Consider the following 15,726-nt stretch of genomic DNA (forward strand, 5'->3'; position numbering starts at 1 on the left):
CGGCCGGTGGGGAGTATGGAATGACAGATATTGAAATCTGTCAGCTGTCATGTCAAGGTGGAGTCATGACGATGCACACGCGCTCCCTCGGAACCACCGGCCCCCGCACCTCGGCCCTCGGCCTCGGTTGCATGGGCATGTCCGCCCTCTACGGCGAGGCCGACCGCGCCGAGTCGATCGCCACGATCCACGCGGCCCTCGACGCCGGCGTGACGCTCCTGGACACCGGCGACTTCTACGCCATGGGCCACAACGAGATGCTGGTCGGCGAGGCCCTGCGCACCGCCCCCGCCGCCCTCCGTGAAAAGGCCCTGACCAGCGTCAAGTTCGGCGCCCTGCGCGACCCGGCCGGCGGCTGGAACGCCTACGACGGCCGCCCGCAGGCCGTGAAGAACTTCGCCGCCTACTCCCTCCAGCGCCTCGGCGTCGACCACATCGACGTCTACCGGATCGCCCGCGTCGACCCGGACGTGCCGATCGAGGAGACGGTCGGCGCGATCGCCGAACTGGTCGAGCAGGGATACGTGCGGCACATCGGCCTCAGCGAGGCCTCCGTGGCCAACATCCGCCGGGCCGCCGCCACCGCGCCCATCTCCGACCTGCAGATCGAGTACGCGATCATCACCCGCGACATCGAGCGGGAGATCCTGCCCACCACCCGTGAGCTGGGCATCGGCATCACCGCGTACGGCGTGCTCTCCCGGGGCCTGATCTCCGGCCACTTCACCCGCGACCGGCAGCTGGGCGCGGGCGACTTCCGGGCCTTCTCGCCCCGCTTCCAGGGCGAGAACCTCCGGCACAACCTCGACCTCGTCGAGGCGCTGCGCAAGATCGCCGACGAGAAGGGCGTGACCGTCGCGCAGATCGCCATCGCTTGGGTGCTCTCCCGCGGCGACGACATCGTGCCGCTCGTCGGCGCCCGCACCCGCGAGCGGCTCACCGAGTCGCTGGGCGCGCTGGAGGTCACGCTGGACGCGGCCGACCTGGCGGCGATCGAGGAGGCGGTACCGGCGGACGCCGCGGCCGGCACCCGCTACCCGGCCGCGCAGATGAGCCATCTCGGCACCGAGCACTGACCGCGGCGCCGGGTACCGTCTAGGCCATGGCAGCGACGTCCCCGACCCCGACCCCGGCCTTGACCGCCGAGCGCATCCTTCAGGCGACCGAGGAGGTGCTGCGCCGGCACGGCCCGGCCAAGGCCACCGTGGTGGACGTGGCACGCGCGCTCGGCGTCAGCCACGGCAGTGTCTACCGGCACTTCCGGACCAAGGCGGCGCTGCGTGAGGCGGTGACCAAGCGGTGGCTGGACCGCACCTCGGAGCAGCTGTCCGGCATCGCGGCCGCGGACCGCGCTCCCAAGGAGCGGCTGCGCGACTGGCTGTGGGCGCTCTTCGACGCCAAGCGCCGCAAGGCGGGCGACGACCCGGAGCTGTTCGCCACCTACATGGTGCTGGTCGACGAGAACGGCCCGGCGGTCACCGGGCACCTCGACGACCTGACCGGGCAGCTCACCGGGATCCTCCGGGACGGGGCCGGCACGGGAGTCTTCACCGTGTCCGACCCCGCCGCGGCGGCCCGGGTCGTCTTCCAGGCCACCGGCCGCTTCCACGACCCGGGCTACGCACGCGAGTGGGTGCGGCCGGAGGCCGAGGCGGACTTCGCCTCGCTGGTGGACCTGCTGCTGCGCGGCCTCAGCTCACCTTGACCGTCACGGTCGGGGAGTAGACCTTCTTGCCGACCGCGGAGACCCGCAGGTGCTCGGTGCCCGGGTTGCTGAGCTTCGCGGTCAGCGAGTAGGAGCTGCCGTTCTTGACCTTCGCGGTCGCCTTGAGCGGGATCCACTTGCCGCCCTTCTGGTGCTGGAGCACCAGCGGCCAGCCGACCTTCAGGCCGGAGGTGCGGCCGCTGAGGGTCACGGAGTCACCGGGCTTGACCGAGGTCGTGTTCGCCTTGACCGAGATCGAGGCCATGGTGGTCGGGCTCGGCTTCGGCTTCGGCCTGGCGCTCATGGTGGGCGACGGGGTCGGCTTGGCCTCGGTGGCGAAAGCTCCGGCGGAACCGGCCGACAGCAGGGCCACGGAGAGCGCACCGGCGGCGAGGGCTCGGGAGATCTGGCGCTGGGTGGTGTGCATGGAAGTACTCCTGTCGAGGGACGGGGGGACCTCTCAAGGCTTGGCCGGGTCGCGCCGGGCGGCGACCCGGGCGCTCTCGGAAGCGGTGCGCACCGCCCTCGGATTCGGTAAAGACCGCAGGTGGCAACGGGTGCTCTGACCTTGTGATTCCCGTCCGGAAGCTCACCCGAACGGCGTAACGCGCGAGCTAGGCGGTGACCCGCCAGAAGTCCCGCATCAACGGGGTCGGCGTCGGACCCGTCATGGCCGTCTGTGTCAACAGGACCGTGACCGTGCCGGTGGTGGGGACCAGGTGCGCGGTGGTGCCGGTGCCGCCCACCCAGCCGTAGCGGCCGGGGACGTTCCAGGGGTCGGCCGGGGTGACGTCGACCTGGCCGCCGTAGCCCCAGCCCTGGCCCTCCAGGAAGAGGGTGGCGCGCTCCCGCTGGGCCGCCGTCAGATGGTTGGTGGTCATCCGGCTGACCGAGGTGGCGGACAGCAGCCGGCGGCCGTCCGGGGCGACGCCCGCGTTCAGCAGCAGCCGGGCGAACGCCAGCCAGTCGTCGGCCGTGGAGACCAGGCCCCCGCCGCCCGAGGGGAAGCGCGGCAGGCGGTTGAAATCGCCGTCCGGGGTGTCCGTCCGGCGCAGGGTGCCGTCCTCGGCGGGGGCGTAGGACGAGGTGAAGCGGTCCCGCTTCGACGCCGGCACCTCGAACGCCGTGTCCCGCATGCCCAGCGGCTCGAAGATCCGCTCCGCCAGGAAGTCGGGGAGGGTACGGCCCGACACCCGGGCGACCAGGATGCCCTGCAGGGCGGACGAGGTGCCGTACAGCCAGGCCTCGCCCGGCTGGTGCAGCATCGGCACCTGGGCGAGCAGGCCCAGCCAGGTGTCCGGGTCCGGCCAGTCCTGGAAGGGGCGGCTGTGATCCTGCACCGCGAACAGGGCCCGCGCGGCGGGCAGCGCGAAGTCGTCGGGAAGGCCCCAGCCGGCGCGGAAACTGAGCAGGTCCTCCACGGTGACCGGGCGGTCGGCCGGCACGACGTCGTCGACGGGGCTCGTGGGCGTCCGGACCACCACCGGCTTGGCCAGCTCGGGAAGCCACTCGGCCACCGGGTCACCGAGCCCGATCAGCCCCTCGTCGACCAGCATCAGCACCGCCGCCGCGGTGACCGGCTTGGTGATCGACGCGATCCGGAAGATCGACTCCCGGGTCATCGGCGCGGACCCCTCGGCATCCAGGTCCCCGACGGTCACGACCTCCACGTCTCCACCCCGGGCGACCAGCCCGACGGCCCCGGGAACCGTGCCGCCGTCGACATGGCGGCGCAGGGTGGCATGGAGCGGTGACACGGTCATCGGTCGTCCTTCCGTCGGGTGCGGTCGGGTGTACGACTCCCGCACCGGCGGAAACTCATCGGGAGGGCTGGGCTCCCGCGGGGTCCACGGTGGCCTGGTGGGCCTCGGCCAGATGCTCCTCCGCCTTCAGCCAGGGCAGGAACTGCGCGCTCTGCCGCCAGCCGCAGGTGTCACACCTGATCGTGCGCTGGATGCCGGTGCGCTCCACCCGCACCGTGTGTTCCCGCCCGTGCTGGTCCCACCGGCTGACCTTGCTCGAGTCGATCTGTGACATGACGCCTCCGAGTCGGTGCCCGATCTGCCGTTCGGCACGTGTCGACGCAAGGAGTGTGCAGCACGACCAACATCAACGGGGATTTCTTCACACCGAGTTGGCCAAGCCGTGTCCGGCCGGCCGGGTTCCCGCCGCTGGACAGGACGTTCCCGGTGTACATCCAGGCCGCCGGACCAACCTTCGGACCACGAGCCCGACTTGGTGTACCGGCGGAAACCCTGGACACGGCATTGACCAAGGCTCAAGATGAGAGCGACCTTAGCTGAAGCGGCCACCGGCACGGAGAGGCGATGCTGCCGGATCCTCAACGTTTCCTGGCCGTCTCCGGCCGCCGGATCGCTCGCGCCGAGGGCGCGGCCCAGGTCGTCAGGGAGCTGTGCCTGTCGACCGTCCCGGACCTGGCGGACGGGGTGTTCGTCTACCTCGCCGAGCAACGGCGGGACCCGGACGGCCCGTTGCGCCTGCGCCTGGACGGACTGCCGGCCGAACTCGGCGGCCTGATGGGCGGCACACCGCCGGCCGTCGCCCCGGTGCCGTCCGACGGTGTGCTGGCCGGGTTCCTGCGGTGCGGCAGAGCGCGCGGCAGGGGGCCGGACGACGTCGAGGAGGCCCTCCGCGAACTGCTGGGGACCGCTTCCCGCCTCCCGCAGGGGAACAGGGTCCTGCTCGCCCCGCTGCGCGCGCCCGACGCCGTCGTCGGCGTGGCGGTGTTCCTGCGGCGCCTGGACCGGGAGGACTTCGTGGTGGACGACATCGCCCTGGCCGACGCGCTGGCCGCACAGGCCGCGCTCGGCGTGAGCGAGGACACCGGCGCCCCGCAGGCCCGGCCCGCCGCCATGCCCAAGGCCCCGGACGAGGACCGGCTGCGCTACGTCGGCGCCGCCACCCGCCGGATCGCCCGCGGCTTCGACACCGACGAGATCGTGCTCGGCCTGTGCCGGGCCGCCGTACCGACCTACTCGGACGCGGCCCTCGTCTATCTGCGCGACCCGCTGCCGGTCGGCGACGAACGCCCCGCAGGACCCGCCGTGCTGCGGCTGCGCCGCACCGACCGGATCAAGGGTCCCGGCGCCGAGGGCCTGGTCTGGCCCGCGGAGACCGTGAACGACGAGCAGGACGACCTGGACGCGGCCGACTGGAGCGAGGTGGTGCCCGGCGGCGCGCTCGCCGAGGTGCTGCGCGGGGTCCGGCCGGTGTTCGCCGACGACCCGGCCACCCGGGTCGCGCTGAGTGAACTCGTCGGCGAGGACAGCGCGTTGAACGGCTGGGCCGGTACGCACGCGATCCTGGCCCCACTGCGCGGCCGCCGCCGGGTCACCGGAGCGGTGGTCTTCCTGCGCCGCCCGGAACGCCCGGCGTTCGAGCCCGCCGACCTCCTGGTCGCCGCCCAGCTGGCCACCCACACCGCCCTCGGCGTCGACAAGGCGGTGCTGTACAGCCGCGAGGCCTTCATCGCCGACCGGCTGCAGCGCGCGATGCTGCCGCATTCCCTGCCCCGGCCCACCGGCGTCCGGCTGGCCGTCCGCTACCTCCCCGCCGCCGAGACCGCGCGCGTCGGCGGCGACTGGTACGACGCGATCCCGCTGCCCGGCAGCCGGGTGGCCCTCGTCGTCGGCGACGTCATGGGGCACTCCATGACCTCGGCCGCCGTCATGGGCCAGCTGCGCACCACCGCGCTCACCCTGGCCGGCCTCGACCTGCCCCCGCAGGAGGTGCTCCACCACCTCGACGAGCAGGCCCAGCGGCTGGGCACCGACCGCATGGCGACCTGCCTGTACGTCGTCTACGACCCGGTCTCGCACCGCATCACCGTCGCCAACGCCGGCCATCCGCCGCCGATCCTGCTGCACCCCGGCGGCAAGACGGAGGTCCTCGCGGTGCCGCCCGGCGCCCCGATCGGCGTCGGCGGCATCGACTTCGAGGCGGTCGAGCTGGACGCCCCCGCCGGGGCGACCCTGCTCCTGTACACCGACGGCCTGGTCGAGTCCCGGCTGCGCGACGTGTGGACCGGCATCGAGCAGCTGCGCGAACGGCTCGCCGCCACCGCCCAGCTGACCGGCCCCGACCGGCCGCCCCCGCTGGAGGCGCTGTGCGACGAGGTCCTCGACATGCTCGGGCCGGGCGACCGGGACGACGACATCGCGCTGCTCGCCGCCCGCTTCGACGGCATCGCGCCGAGCGACGTGGCCTACTGGACCTTCGAACCGGAGGTCGGCAGCCCCGGCCGGGCCCGCCGGCTGACCCGGCAGGCCCTGGCCGGCTGGGGCCTGGAGGAACTCACCGACACCGCCGAGCTGCTGGTCAGCGAGATCGTCACCAACGCCGTACGGCACGCCTCCCGCCCGATCAGCCTGCGGCTGCTGCGCACCGACGTGCTGCGCTGCGAGGTCGGCGACGACGTGCCGCAACTGCCCAGGCTGCGCCGGGCGTCGCCCGAGGAGGAGCACGGACGGGGCCTGTTCCTGGTGAACCGGCTGGCCCGGCGCTGGGGCACCACCCGGCTGGGGACCGGCAAGAACGTGTGGTTCGAACTGGGCGGTCCCGCGGGCTGAGGTCCGCTCAGCCCACCGTCCGCGGCAGCCGCAGGCTGAGCAGTCCGGTCAGCACCACCAGGCCCAGCTGCACCAGCAGCGTGATGACCAGGGCGTCCCGGGTGCCGTGCTGCGGGACCAGGGAGAGGAACAGGGTGCCCAGCGTGGCCACGCCCAGGGCCAGAGCGGACTGCTGGGTGGTGACCATCACCCCGCTGCCGACGCCGGCCCGCGCGGCCGGCACCTCCGACATCACCAGCCGCAGCACGTTGGGGAGTTGGAGGGCCTGACCGGCACCGGCGACCGCGACCCCGGGGAGCAGCCCGGTGAAGTCCAGGTGCGGCCAGTCCCGCCAGGCGGCCAGCGTGATGAGGACGATGCCGATCCCCTGGAGCACCGACCCGGCCGTCACCACCCGGCTGCCGTACCGGGCGATCAGCCGCGGCCCGGCCAGCGACACGAACAGGAAGGCGACGGCCATCGGCGCGAGCGCCAGCCCCGCCGGGACCGGGTCCATCCGCTCCCCGCTCTGCAGGGCCACGGCGATCACGAACATGAACCCGCTGAAGCCGACGGAGAACGGCACCATCATCACCAGACCGCTGCGCAGCGAGGCGAGTTCGAACAGGCTCGGCGGGACCAGCGGGGTGCGGCCGGCCCGGTCGGCGCGGCGCTCCACGGCGTAGAAGGCGGATGCCACCCCCGGGAACGCGGCCAGCGACAGCCAGGTCCACAGCGGCCAGCCCGCCGCCCGGCCCTCGGTGAGCGGGGCGAGCAGGGTGAGCAGGGAGAGGGCGAGCAGTACGGTGCCGGGTCGGTCGACGGGCTCGGGCTTCTGCGACCGCGTCTCCGGCACGAACCGGGCGCCGAGCACCAGCCCGACGACCACGACCGGCACGTTGACGAGGAACACGGCACGCCAGCCGGTGCCCGCGATGTCGGCGGCGACCAGCACCCCGCCGAGTATCTGCCCGGCGACCATCGAGAGGCCGGCGGTGGCGCCGTACAGGCTCATGGCCTTGGCGCGGCGGCCGCCGCTGGTGGCGGCCTGGATGGTGGCGAGGACCTGCGGGAGCATCGCGGCGGCCGCGGCGCCCTGGGCGACCCGGGCGGCCACCAGCGACCAGGCGCCGGGCGCGAGTCCGCAGGCCAGCGAGGTCAGCCCGAAGGCGGCCATGCCGGCGAGGAAGAGCCGGCGGCGCCCGAACAGGTCGCCCAGCCGGCCGCCGAGCACGAGCAGCACGGCGTAGGCGACGCCGTATCCGGCGACGACGAGTTCCAGGACCGCCTCGCCGGCGTGCAGATCGGTTCCGATGGTGGGCAGGGCTACATTGACGATGAAGAAGTCGACGAGGGGCAGGGCCGCGGCCAGCAGGACGGTGAACAGTCCGGGCCCGCCGAGCGCGGGTGCCGCGGACGGGGACCGTACGGCCGGAGTGGTGACGGTTTCGGTCATGTCCATGAGCCTGCTGCGTCACTCAGACTGGTACCAGAGTCTTCTTATCCTGGTAGAAGAAGTACCTGGAAACAGGATGCGGCCCGAGGCAGGCTGGAGGCATGACGACCATGGCGCACGAGACGGTGGTCCCGGTGGTCCCGGCGGTCCCGGCGGTCCCGGCGGTACGGAGCGAGGGCATCCGGCGCAGCGAACTGGCCGCGTTCCTGCGCAGCCGCCGCGAGCGGATCACCCCGGAACAGGTGGGCCTGCCGCACGGCACCCGCCGGCGCACGCCCGGCCTGCGCCGCGAGGAGGTCGCGCAGCTCTCCGCGGTCGGCGTCACCTGGTACACCTGGTTGGAACAGGCCCGGGACATCCAGGTCTCCGTCCAGGTCCTGGACGCCCTCGCCCGCACCCTCCTGCTCGACGCGAGCGAGCGCACCCACCTCTTCCAGCTGGCCGGCGCCGTCGACCCGACCCCGGCCGCGAGCTGCACGGGCGTCACCCCGGCCCTGCGCGAGATGCTGCGCGCGCTGGAGCCCATCCCGGCCTGCATCCAGAACAGCCGTTACGACATCCTCGCCTACAACCGCACCTACGCCCGCCTGCTGTGCGACCTCGACGCGGTCCCGCCCGAGGACCGCAACTGCATGATCCTCGTCCACACCGACCCGGACTGGTGCCGCTCCATCGTGCACCTGGAGGAGAGCCGCCGTCTGATGGCCGCGAGATTCCGCGTCGCGATGGCCGGCCACCTCGGCGAGCCGGCCTGGAAGATGGTCGTCAAACGCCTGACGGCCGAGTCCCCCGAGTTCCGCGAGAACTGGGAGCGGTACGAGGTGACGGGCCTGCGCAACACCAAGACCAAACAGTTCCTCAACCAGTACGTCGGTCTGCTCACCATGGACCACACGGACCTGTGGCTGAACCCGGAGTCCGGGGCGCGGATGGTCACGTACGTCCCGGTGGACGAGGAGTCGCGGGAGCGCCTGGAGAAGCTGTACGGGCTGGCGGTGACGGCGAACTCCTGACCGGATCACGGGAATTCGTTCGGTCAACTGAGTACGCGTACTCAGGACCGGGGGACCGTCCTGCCCCGACCATGCAGGTGGGGAGAGGAAACGACGACCGGCCCCGGGGGAGACGACGATGGAATCCGGCCCTGCCCGCACCCTTGTCCGACTGGTCCGCCTGATGTGCGCCAACCGCCTCTCGGCGGCCTACCTCGTCCTGGTCGCCGTGGTCATCGCCAAGGCCACCGTCGGCTCCCTCCCGGGGGCGGACCCCGGTACGGACTACGCCTGGCTGTGGGCGCCCGTGGTCACCTTCCCCACCTTCCCGCTCGTCTCGGCGATCGGCGGGACGGCCTGGGACACGGATGCGCCGAACCGGTTCTTCGTCGGCATGATCGTCGTATCGGCGCTGCTCCAGGCCCTGGCCCTGGGCGCCCTGCGTGAGGCCGTCCTCGCCCGGCACCGCCGCGCTATCCACTCCCCGTGACACCCGGGGCCGCAGCCGGCCCGCCTCCGCCGAGCAGTTCCCGCGCGGCGGCGAACGCGGCCCGTACGGTCGTGGGGTCGGCGCCGGGGCGGGCGAGGGCGCTCATCGGGATGGGGGTGACGGCGGGCAGGCCGCCGTACCGGGTCAGGCCGTCCGGGGCCGCGCCGACCGCGGCGATGAGAGCGACGCCCTGGCCGGTGCGGGCGATGTCGAGGACGCCCGCGAGATAGCCGGCGTCGCCGACGACCGTGGCGGGGACACCGTGTGCGGCGAGGGTGGCGATGGCCCGGTGGCGGATGGCGCAGGGCTCCTCGATGGCGACCAACGGGATGGGGGAGGGCGCGACGGGCCGCTGCCAGCCGGGGGTGGCGTGCCAGGAGAGCGGGAGCCCGCCGACGGGCGTGCCCTCGGTGGCGGCGGCCTCGGTGACGTACACGGCGACGTCGACACTGCCCCGCTCGACCGCCTCCACCAGTCGCGCGGAGCGGTCGATGCGGTAGCGGACCCGGCAGCCGGGCCGCACCTCCTGGACGGCGGCGGTCAGGCGCGGCAGGAACTGGTCGGCCGCGTGCTCGGTGGAGCCGATGGTGACCGTGTCGCCGTCCGTGTCCAGCAGCACGCGCACGGCCTCGTCGTGGACGGCCAGGATCCGCCGGGCCTGTTCGAGCAGCAGGCGCCCCTCGGGCGTGAAACGGGTGCCGCGCCCCTCGCGTTCGACCACGGGGTGCCCCAGCGTCTTCTCCAGCCTGCGCACATGCTGGCTCACCGCCGACTGGCTGAGGGCGAGCGCGCGGGCGGCACGGTGGAAGCCGCCGCAGTCGGCCACCGCGGTCAGGCTGCGCAGGGCCACGATGTCGAGGACGGGGCGGGACATACCGGTGACGGTAGCTGTTCACTCGACCGATCGCGATCCCTGATCGGTTTCGATGCGGAATCATCGTTGGACGCGTTCGTCACCGCCGGTCATGATGGACGCATGTACGCGACCGCCACGGCTGCCCTTCTGACGCAGCGCCGAGTCATCGACTTCGGCGTGGCGTGCAGCGCCCGCTGTCGCTGAATCACCCGCGCGTACGCGCGTCCTCCCGCCGCCCCCACCAGGCCTGCCGCGTGACTGACACGTGCCGGTGACGGCCGCCACTCTTCCCCTCTCTTCCCCCTCTCTGCCCACTTCTTTTTCCTTCTTTTCCCTGCTCTTCCCTTCTCTTGCCTGCTCTTCCCCCTGCTCCGGAACGGGAGTTGCCCCCTCATGCCCTTCTCCTGGGACGAACCCGAAGGTCTCGCCGCACGCGGCACGCTGATCGTGCTGGCCGGCCGAGGCGAACACGGCGGCGTGTACGAGCGGTTCGGCCGCCGGCTCGCCTTCGACGCCTACCGCGTCCGCGCCCTCGGCGACCCGGTCGCCGATCCGGCGGTCCTCGACGAGGCCGCCAAACTCCTTGCGGACGAGTCACTGCCCGGCCCCAAGGTGCTCGTCGGCTCCGACACCGGCGCCCGGTACGCCGTACAGCTGGCCGCCGAACCGGCCCCCGGCGTCGACGCCCTGATCCTGGCCGGACTGCCCACCGGGCCCTGGACGGCGGGCGGCTGGGAGACGGAGATCGAGGCGCGCACCGGCTGCCCCACCCACCAGGGCCGGCTGACCGGCGACCCCGCCTTCCGGCGCGGGGCCCTCGACGAGACCCCCGACCTCCCCGACCTGCCCTGGGACCGGGTACAGGTGCCGGTGCTGGCTCTGCACGGCAAGGACGACGTGGTCAGCCCCCTGGCGGCGGCCCGCGCGGCCTACGCCGGTTCCCCGGCGCACCTGGTGGAGTTCGCCGGCGGCCGCCACGACGTCCTCAACGACGCCCTGCACCGCACGGCCGCCGCCACCGTCGTGCTGTTCCTGGAACGGCTGCGGCTCTCGCCCGGGCTGCCCCTGATCGCGGAGGGCCTCGCATGAGCCGCCGGGTGACGACCACCGTCGCCGAACTGCGCGAGCTGCTCGACTCCGGCCGGCCGCCCACCGTCCTCGACGTCCGCTGGGCGCTGGGCGACCCGCACGGCCGCGACCACCACGCCGACGGCCACATCCCGGGCGCGGTGTACGTCGACCTCGACACCGAACTGGCCGCGCCGCCTTCGCCGCAGGGCGGCCGGCATCCGCTGCCCGACCTCGCCGGGTTGCAGGCGGCGGCACGGCGCTGGGGTGTCCGGCAGGGCCGGCCCGTCGTGGTCCACGACGACCTGGGCAACACGGCGGCCGCACGGGCCTGGTGGCTGCTGCGGTACGCGGGGATCGCCGACGTCACGCTCCTCGACGGGGCCCTGGGCGCCTGGCGGGCGGCCGGACTGCCGCTGGAGACCGGGATCCCCGCCGCTCCGGCGCCCGGAGACGTCGTACTCCGGGCCGGTGCGCTGCCCGTGACGGACGCCGACGGCGCCGCCGAACTCGCCGCCACCGGGCTGCTGCTGGACGCGCGTGCCGGTGAGCGGTACCGGGGCGAGGTGGAACCGGTGGACCCCAGGGCGGGCCACATCCCGGGGGCGGTGTCCGCGCCGACCGGCGAGAACCTCGCGGCCGACGGCACCTTCCGGCCGGCCGGCGCGCTGCGCGAGCGGTTCGAGAAGGCGGGCGCGGGGGCGGCCACACGGATCGGCGTCTACTGCGGCTCCGGGGTCACCGCCGCCCACCAGATCGCCGCGCTGGAGATCGCCGGGTTCGAGGCGGTCCTGTTCCCCGGCTCCTGGTCGGCGTGGTCCGCGGATCCCGACCGCCCGGCCGCGACGGGACCACTGCCGTCCGGGTCCCTGCCGTCCGGATCGCCCTCCGCCGTGGGGGGTTCCTCATGACGACCGAATCGCTGAAGGCCGCCGTGCCCGCGCCGCAGGCCACGCCCACGGCCGGGCGGGTCACGATCCGCGGCACCGTCCGGCAGGGCCGTGGGCCGGCCGTGCCCCGTTCCGTGCGCCGCGCCGCCGGACCGGTCGGCCTGGTCCTGCTCTGGTTCCTGGCCTCGGCCACCGGCGTCCTGCCGGAGTCCGTGCTCGCCTCACCGGTGGACGTGATCAGGCAGGCCGTCGACCTGACCAAGGACGGCGAACTGCCCCGCGCCATCGCCGCCTCGGGCCGCCGGGCCGCCATCGGCTTCCTCATCGGCGCCACGGTCGCCCTCGTCCTCTCCCTCCTGGCCGGGCTGTTCCGGCTCGGCGAGGACGTCATCGACTCCTCGATGGGCATGTTCCGGGCGATCCCCTGGGTGGGTCTGATCCCGCTGTTCATCGTCTGGTTCGGCATCGAGGAGACCCCGAAGATCGCCCTGGTCGCGCTCGGCGTGACCTACCCCCTGTACTTCAACATCTACGGCGGCATCCGCTCCACCGACGCCCAACTCGTCGAGGCCGCCCGCATGATGGGCCTCGGCCGGCTCGGCCTCGTCACGTACGTGATCCTGCCGAGCGCACTGCCCGGCGCCCTCGTGGGGCTCCGGTACGCCCTGTCGACGGCCTGGCTGGCGCTGGTCTTCGCCGAGCAGATCAACGCGGACGCGGGTCTCGGCTATCTGATGAGCAACGCCCAGCAGTACTTCCGCACGGACGTGATCGTGCTGTGCCTCGTCGTCTACGCCCTGCTCGGGCTGGCCTGCGACTTCGCCGTACGGATCCTGTCGCGCCGGCTGCTGACCTGGCGGGCCAACTTCGAGGGCGAGGCATGACGATGAGCAACAGCGTGGAGATCAGGGGGCTTTCGCGGGCCTTCGACGGCAACACCGTGCTGCACGACCTCGATCTCGACATCCAGGAGGGCGAGTTCGTGGCCCTGCTCGGGCACAGCGGCTGCGGCAAGTCGACGCTGCTGCGGATCCTCGCCGGCCTCGACGACGAGATCGGCGGCGAGGTGACCGTGCCCGTGCGGCGCAGTGCCGCGTTCCAGTCGCCGCGGCTGCTGCCCTGGCTGAAGGTGTGGCGCAACGTCGTCCTCGGCCTGCCGGGCCGCCCCGACCGGGCGCTCGCCGCGAAGGCGCTGGACGAGGTGGGCATCGCGGACCGTGCCGGGGTGTGGCCGAAGACCCTCTCCGGCGGCCAGGCCCAGCGCGTCTCACTGGCCCGCGCCCTGGTCCGGGAGCCCGAACTGCTGCTCCTGGACGAGCCGTTCGGCGCCCTGGACGCCCTCACCCGGGGCAGGGTCCAGCAGCTCGTCGCCGAACTCTGGCAGTCGCACGGCTGCGCGGTCCTGCTGGTCACCCATGACGTGGAGGAGGCCCTGCTGCTCGCCGACCGGGTGCTGGTCATGGACGACGGCCGTATCGCCCACGAACTCACCGTCGACCTGCCCCGCCCCCGCGACCTGACCACCCCCGAGTTCGTGACCCTGCGCGCCCGCCTGCTGACCTGGCTCGGCGTGACCCGCACCCTGGAAGGAACCCCGTCGTGATCCGCAGAATCGCCGCCGCCGCCCTGAGCACGACCGCCCTGCTGGCGCTGAGCGCCTGCGGCGCCGACTCCTCGGCGGACACCTCCGCCGGCCGGCAGGTCACCCTCACCATCGGCGACCAGGCCAAGACCCTCCAGACCATCGTCGCCGCCTCCGACGCCCTCAAAGGCGCCAAGTACAAGGTGAAATGGGCCGAGTTCGAGGGCGCGGCCCCGCTCTACCAGGCCGTGCAGGCGAACGCCGCCGACACCGGCTACTCCGCCGACCTGCCCGCCCTCCAGGCGCTCAGCGGCGGGGTGAAGATCAAGAACATCGCCGCCCTCAAGAACGACGGCACGCACGTCGGCATCGTCGTCCGCAAGGACTCCGGCATCGACAGCGTCAAGGACCTCAAGGGCCAGAAGGTGGTCGTCTCCTCGGCCAGGGGCAGCGTCTCGGAGTACCTGCTGGCCAACGTCCTCAAGCAGAACGGGCTCAGCTACAAGGACGTCCAGGTGCAGTACCTGCTGCCGACCGACGCGCAGGCCGCCTTCGCCTCCGGGAAGGTGAAGATCTGGGCCACCTTCGGCGTCTACCAGGCCGTCGGCCTGGAACAGGGCGGCAGGCTGCTCGTCGACGGCGCGGACGGCCGGGTCAGCGGCATCGGCTTCGTCAACGCCTCCGAGAAGGCCCTCGCGGACCCGTCCAAGAAGGCCGCGCTGTCGGACTTCCTCAAGCGGCTCGGTACGGCCCTGAAGTGGACCAGCACCCACCAGGACGCGTACGCGAAGGCCATCGAGCAGCGCAACGGCGCCGACGCGTCCGTCGCCAGGACCCTCGCCTCCGCCGCGTACAGCCAGGTGCTGCCGGTCACCTCCGACGTGAACACGACCGTGCAGGGCGTCGCCGACCTCATGAACGGCATCGGCGTCCTCGACCCGAACGTCGACGTGGCGAAGTCCGCCGACACCTCTCTCCTCAAGTGACTTTTACGACACAGGAGTCCACCATGCCCGTCGAGTTCATCAGCGCCGTCCACACCGACGCCGGAGCCTCCGGTCCCGCCGCCGCGAGCCGTACCGGCCTCGACGTCGACCACCTGCGCAGGTACGCCCGCGCCCTGGACGACGGCGGCTTCGACCACACCCTGGTCGCCTACCACTCGGCCTCCCCGGACGCCTTCCAGGTCGCCCAGTTCGTCGCCACCCACACCGAACGCGTCCGCCCGATCCTCGCCCACCGCCCCGGCGTGATCTTCCCGACCCACGCGGCCCGCGCCCTGGCCACCCTGGACCGGATCAGCAACGGCAGGCTCACGCTCCACATCATCTCCGGCGGCAGTGACGAGGAGCAGCACCGCGAGGGCGACTACCTCAACAAGGCGGAGCGGTACGAGCGTTCGGACGAGTACATCCAGATCCTCCGGAAGGTCTGGCAGGCCGACGGCCCGGTCTCGCACCACGGCGAGTACTTCACCTTCGAGGGCTACCACTCGGACGTGAAGCCGGTGCACGGCCTGGTCCCGATCTCCGTCGGCGGCTCCTCCCAGGACGCCTACCGGGTCGGCGGACAGCAGGGCGACATCTTCGGGCTGTGGGGCGAGCCGCTGAAGGAGACGGCCGAGCAGATCGCCGCCGTCAACGCGGTCGCCGACGCGGCCGGGCGCCCGCACCCCCGGATCTGGGTGTCGTTCCGCCCGATCATCGCGCCCACCGAGGAACTCGCCTGGGAGAAGGCACACCGCACCCTCGGCGTCCTCAAGGACCAGGCCCGCAACACCGAACAGCTCCGGCACTACCGCACCACAGGGCGTCCGGCGAACGTCGGCTCGCAGCGGCTGCTCGACATCGCCGAGCGCGGCGAGGTCCACGACCGCTGCCTGTGGACCGCCCCCGCCGTCGCCACCAACGCGGCCGGCGCCTCCACCGCCCTCGTCGGCACCCCCGAGACCGTCGCCCAGGCCCTCCTCGACTACGTCGACATCGGCTGCGACCTGCTGTCGATCCGCGGCTACGACCCGCTCAACGACGCCATCGACTACGCCCGGCACATCCTCCCCCTGGTCCGCCAGGAACTGGCCCACCGCGCCGCGACCGCCCCCGCCGCCTGACACCCCACC

The 15,726-nt window shown here is 72.9% G+C and carries 16 protein-coding genes; 11 read left to right on the forward strand and 5 right to left on the reverse strand.

The genetic code is table 11. The annotated features are described in order from the left end of the window. Positions 1–65: 65 nt before the first annotated feature. Together ACGFZQ_RS03490 and ACGFZQ_RS03495 are read left to right on the forward strand one after the other, a co-directional pair. Complete coding sequence (locus ACGFZQ_RS03490) at positions 66–1,076, forward strand: aldo/keto reductase (protein ID WP_393838954.1); 1,011 nt, start codon at positions 66–68, stop codon at positions 1,074–1,076. A 26-nt stretch (positions 1,077–1,102) separates the two neighbouring features. Continuing rightward, positions 1,103–1,705 carry a TetR family transcriptional regulator gene (locus ACGFZQ_RS03495; RefSeq protein WP_393838955.1) on the forward strand — a complete coding sequence of 201 codons (603 nt, stop codon included), beginning with the start codon at positions 1,103–1,105 and terminating at the stop codon, positions 1,703–1,705. Here the strand turns inward: ACGFZQ_RS03495 and ACGFZQ_RS03500 are convergent. From ACGFZQ_RS03500 to ACGFZQ_RS03510, 3 genes are all read right to left on the reverse strand, one after another. Next, positions 1,692–2,132: a hypothetical protein gene (locus tag ACGFZQ_RS03500; RefSeq protein WP_393838956.1), complete on the reverse strand. Its 441-nt coding sequence runs from the start codon at positions 2,130–2,132 to the stop codon at positions 1,692–1,694. The genes ACGFZQ_RS03495 and ACGFZQ_RS03500 overlap by 14 nt on opposite strands. Positions 2,133–2,319: 187 nt before the next feature. Continuing rightward, positions 2,320–3,462 carry a serine hydrolase domain-containing protein gene (locus tag ACGFZQ_RS03505; protein ID WP_393839235.1) on the reverse strand — a complete coding sequence of 381 codons (1,143 nt, stop codon included), beginning with the start codon at positions 3,460–3,462 and terminating at the stop codon, positions 2,320–2,322. Positions 3,463–3,523: 61 nt separating this feature from the next. Then, positions 3,524–3,742, reverse strand: a complete 219-nt coding sequence (locus ACGFZQ_RS03510) for a hypothetical protein (protein ID WP_351731121.1) — start codon at positions 3,740–3,742, stop codon at positions 3,524–3,526. 290 nt (positions 3,743–4,032) lie between these two features. Here ACGFZQ_RS03510 and ACGFZQ_RS03515 point away from each other — a divergent pair, with 290 nt between their 5' ends. After that, the gene (locus ACGFZQ_RS03515) at positions 4,033–6,294 is read left to right on the forward strand and encodes a SpoIIE family protein phosphatase (RefSeq protein ID WP_393838957.1); all 2,262 of its coding nucleotides are present in this window, start codon (positions 4,033–4,035) and stop codon (positions 6,292–6,294) included. Positions 6,295–6,301: 7 nt separating this feature from the next. Here ACGFZQ_RS03515 and ACGFZQ_RS03520 read toward each other — a convergent pair whose 3' ends face one another. Beyond that, complete coding sequence (locus ACGFZQ_RS03520) at positions 6,302–7,729, reverse strand: MFS transporter (RefSeq protein WP_393838958.1); 1,428 nt, start codon at positions 7,727–7,729, stop codon at positions 6,302–6,304. Positions 7,730–7,830: 101 nt separating this feature from the next. Here ACGFZQ_RS03520 and ACGFZQ_RS03525 point away from each other — a divergent pair, with 101 nt between their 5' ends. After that, a complete protein-coding gene (locus tag ACGFZQ_RS03525) occupies positions 7,831–8,742 on the forward strand; it encodes a helix-turn-helix transcriptional regulator (protein ID WP_393838959.1) in 912 nt (303 codons plus the stop codon). Between the two features lie 118 nt (positions 8,743–8,860). Next, positions 8,861–9,211 carry an SCO4225 family membrane protein gene (locus ACGFZQ_RS03530; RefSeq protein ID WP_393838960.1) on the forward strand — a complete coding sequence of 117 codons (351 nt, stop codon included), beginning with the start codon at positions 8,861–8,863 and terminating at the stop codon, positions 9,209–9,211. On the opposite strand, the gene ACGFZQ_RS03535 is transcribed toward ACGFZQ_RS03530, so the two are convergent. Further along, positions 9,195–10,085 carry a LysR family transcriptional regulator gene (locus ACGFZQ_RS03535; protein WP_393838961.1) on the reverse strand — a complete coding sequence of 297 codons (891 nt, stop codon included), beginning with the start codon at positions 10,083–10,085 and terminating at the stop codon, positions 9,195–9,197. The two genes, ACGFZQ_RS03530 and ACGFZQ_RS03535, sit on opposite strands and share 17 nt — an antisense overlap. Positions 10,086–10,460: 375 nt before the next feature. Here ACGFZQ_RS03535 and ACGFZQ_RS03540 point away from each other — a divergent pair, with 375 nt between their 5' ends. Genes ACGFZQ_RS03540 through ACGFZQ_RS03565 form a run of 6 tightly spaced genes read left to right on the forward strand, consistent with a single transcriptional unit; the run spans position 10,461 to position 15,717 of the window. After that, positions 10,461–11,156, forward strand: coding sequence for an alpha/beta hydrolase (locus ACGFZQ_RS03540; protein ID WP_393838962.1), 696 nt, complete (start codon positions 10,461–10,463; stop codon positions 11,154–11,156). After that, complete coding sequence (locus tag ACGFZQ_RS03545; protein WP_351731142.1) at positions 11,153–12,046, forward strand: sulfurtransferase; 894 nt, start codon at positions 11,153–11,155, stop codon at positions 12,044–12,046. Before ACGFZQ_RS03540 ends, ACGFZQ_RS03545 begins: the two co-directional genes overlap by 4 nt. Beyond that, complete coding sequence (locus ACGFZQ_RS03550; protein ID WP_393838963.1) at positions 12,043–12,909, forward strand: ABC transporter permease; 867 nt, start codon at positions 12,043–12,045, stop codon at positions 12,907–12,909. Before ACGFZQ_RS03545 ends, ACGFZQ_RS03550 begins: the two co-directional genes overlap by 4 nt. Positions 12,910–12,911: 2 nt before the next feature. Further along, positions 12,912–13,628, forward strand: a complete 717-nt coding sequence (locus ACGFZQ_RS03555) for an ABC transporter ATP-binding protein (protein WP_351732173.1) — start codon at positions 12,912–12,914, stop codon at positions 13,626–13,628. Further along, positions 13,625–14,593 (forward strand): ABC transporter substrate-binding protein, encoded by a 969-nt coding sequence (locus ACGFZQ_RS03560; RefSeq protein WP_393838964.1) that lies wholly within the window; start codon positions 13,625–13,627, stop codon positions 14,591–14,593. The genes ACGFZQ_RS03555 and ACGFZQ_RS03560 overlap by 4 nt, the downstream gene beginning before the upstream one ends. Before the next feature lie 23 nt (positions 14,594–14,616). After that, a complete protein-coding gene (locus ACGFZQ_RS03565) occupies positions 14,617–15,717 on the forward strand; it encodes an LLM class flavin-dependent oxidoreductase (RefSeq protein ID WP_393838965.1) in 1,101 nt (366 codons plus the stop codon). The last annotated feature ends 9 nt before the right edge of the window (positions 15,718–15,726 follow it).

This window comes from Streptomyces sp. NPDC048254, assembly GCF_043201895.1.
Lineage (GTDB): Bacteria > Actinomycetota > Actinomycetes > Streptomycetales > Streptomycetaceae > Streptomyces.

Bases quoted from the DNA above. Each gene is read 5' to 3' on its own strand.
- ACGFZQ_RS03550 (WP_393838963.1), top strand. From the start codon at position 12,043: ATGACGACCGAATCGCTGAAGGCCGCCGTGCCCGCGCCGCAGGCCACG.
- ACGFZQ_RS03540 (WP_393838962.1), top strand. From the start codon at position 10,461: ATGCCCTTCTCCTGGGACGAACCCGAAGGTCTCGCCGCACGCGGCACG.
- ACGFZQ_RS03535 (WP_393838961.1), bottom strand. From the start codon at position 10,085: ATGTCCCGCCCCGTCCTCGACATCGTGGCCCTGCGCAGCCTGACCGCG.
- ACGFZQ_RS03520 (WP_393838958.1), bottom strand. From the start codon at position 7,729: ATGACCGAAACCGTCACCACTCCGGCCGTACGGTCCCCGTCCGCGGCA.
- ACGFZQ_RS03545 (WP_351731142.1), top strand. From the start codon at position 11,153: ATGAGCCGCCGGGTGACGACCACCGTCGCCGAACTGCGCGAGCTGCTC.
- ACGFZQ_RS03490 (WP_393838954.1), top strand. From the start codon at position 66: ATGACGATGCACACGCGCTCCCTCGGAACCACCGGCCCCCGCACCTCG.
- ACGFZQ_RS03530 (WP_393838960.1), top strand. From the start codon at position 8,861: ATGGAATCCGGCCCTGCCCGCACCCTTGTCCGACTGGTCCGCCTGATG.
- ACGFZQ_RS03515 (WP_393838957.1), top strand. From the start codon at position 4,033: ATGCTGCCGGATCCTCAACGTTTCCTGGCCGTCTCCGGCCGCCGGATC.
- ACGFZQ_RS03500 (WP_393838956.1), bottom strand. From the start codon at position 2,132: ATGCACACCACCCAGCGCCAGATCTCCCGAGCCCTCGCCGCCGGTGCG.
- ACGFZQ_RS03495 (WP_393838955.1), top strand. From the start codon at position 1,103: ATGGCAGCGACGTCCCCGACCCCGACCCCGGCCTTGACCGCCGAGCGC.
- ACGFZQ_RS03555 (WP_351732173.1), top strand. From the start codon at position 12,912: ATGAGCAACAGCGTGGAGATCAGGGGGCTTTCGCGGGCCTTCGACGGC.
- ACGFZQ_RS03510 (WP_351731121.1), bottom strand. From the start codon at position 3,742: ATGTCACAGATCGACTCGAGCAAGGTCAGCCGGTGGGACCAGCACGGG.
- ACGFZQ_RS03565 (WP_393838965.1), top strand. From the start codon at position 14,617: ATGCCCGTCGAGTTCATCAGCGCCGTCCACACCGACGCCGGAGCCTCC.
- ACGFZQ_RS03525 (WP_393838959.1), top strand. From the start codon at position 7,831: ATGACGACCATGGCGCACGAGACGGTGGTCCCGGTGGTCCCGGCGGTC.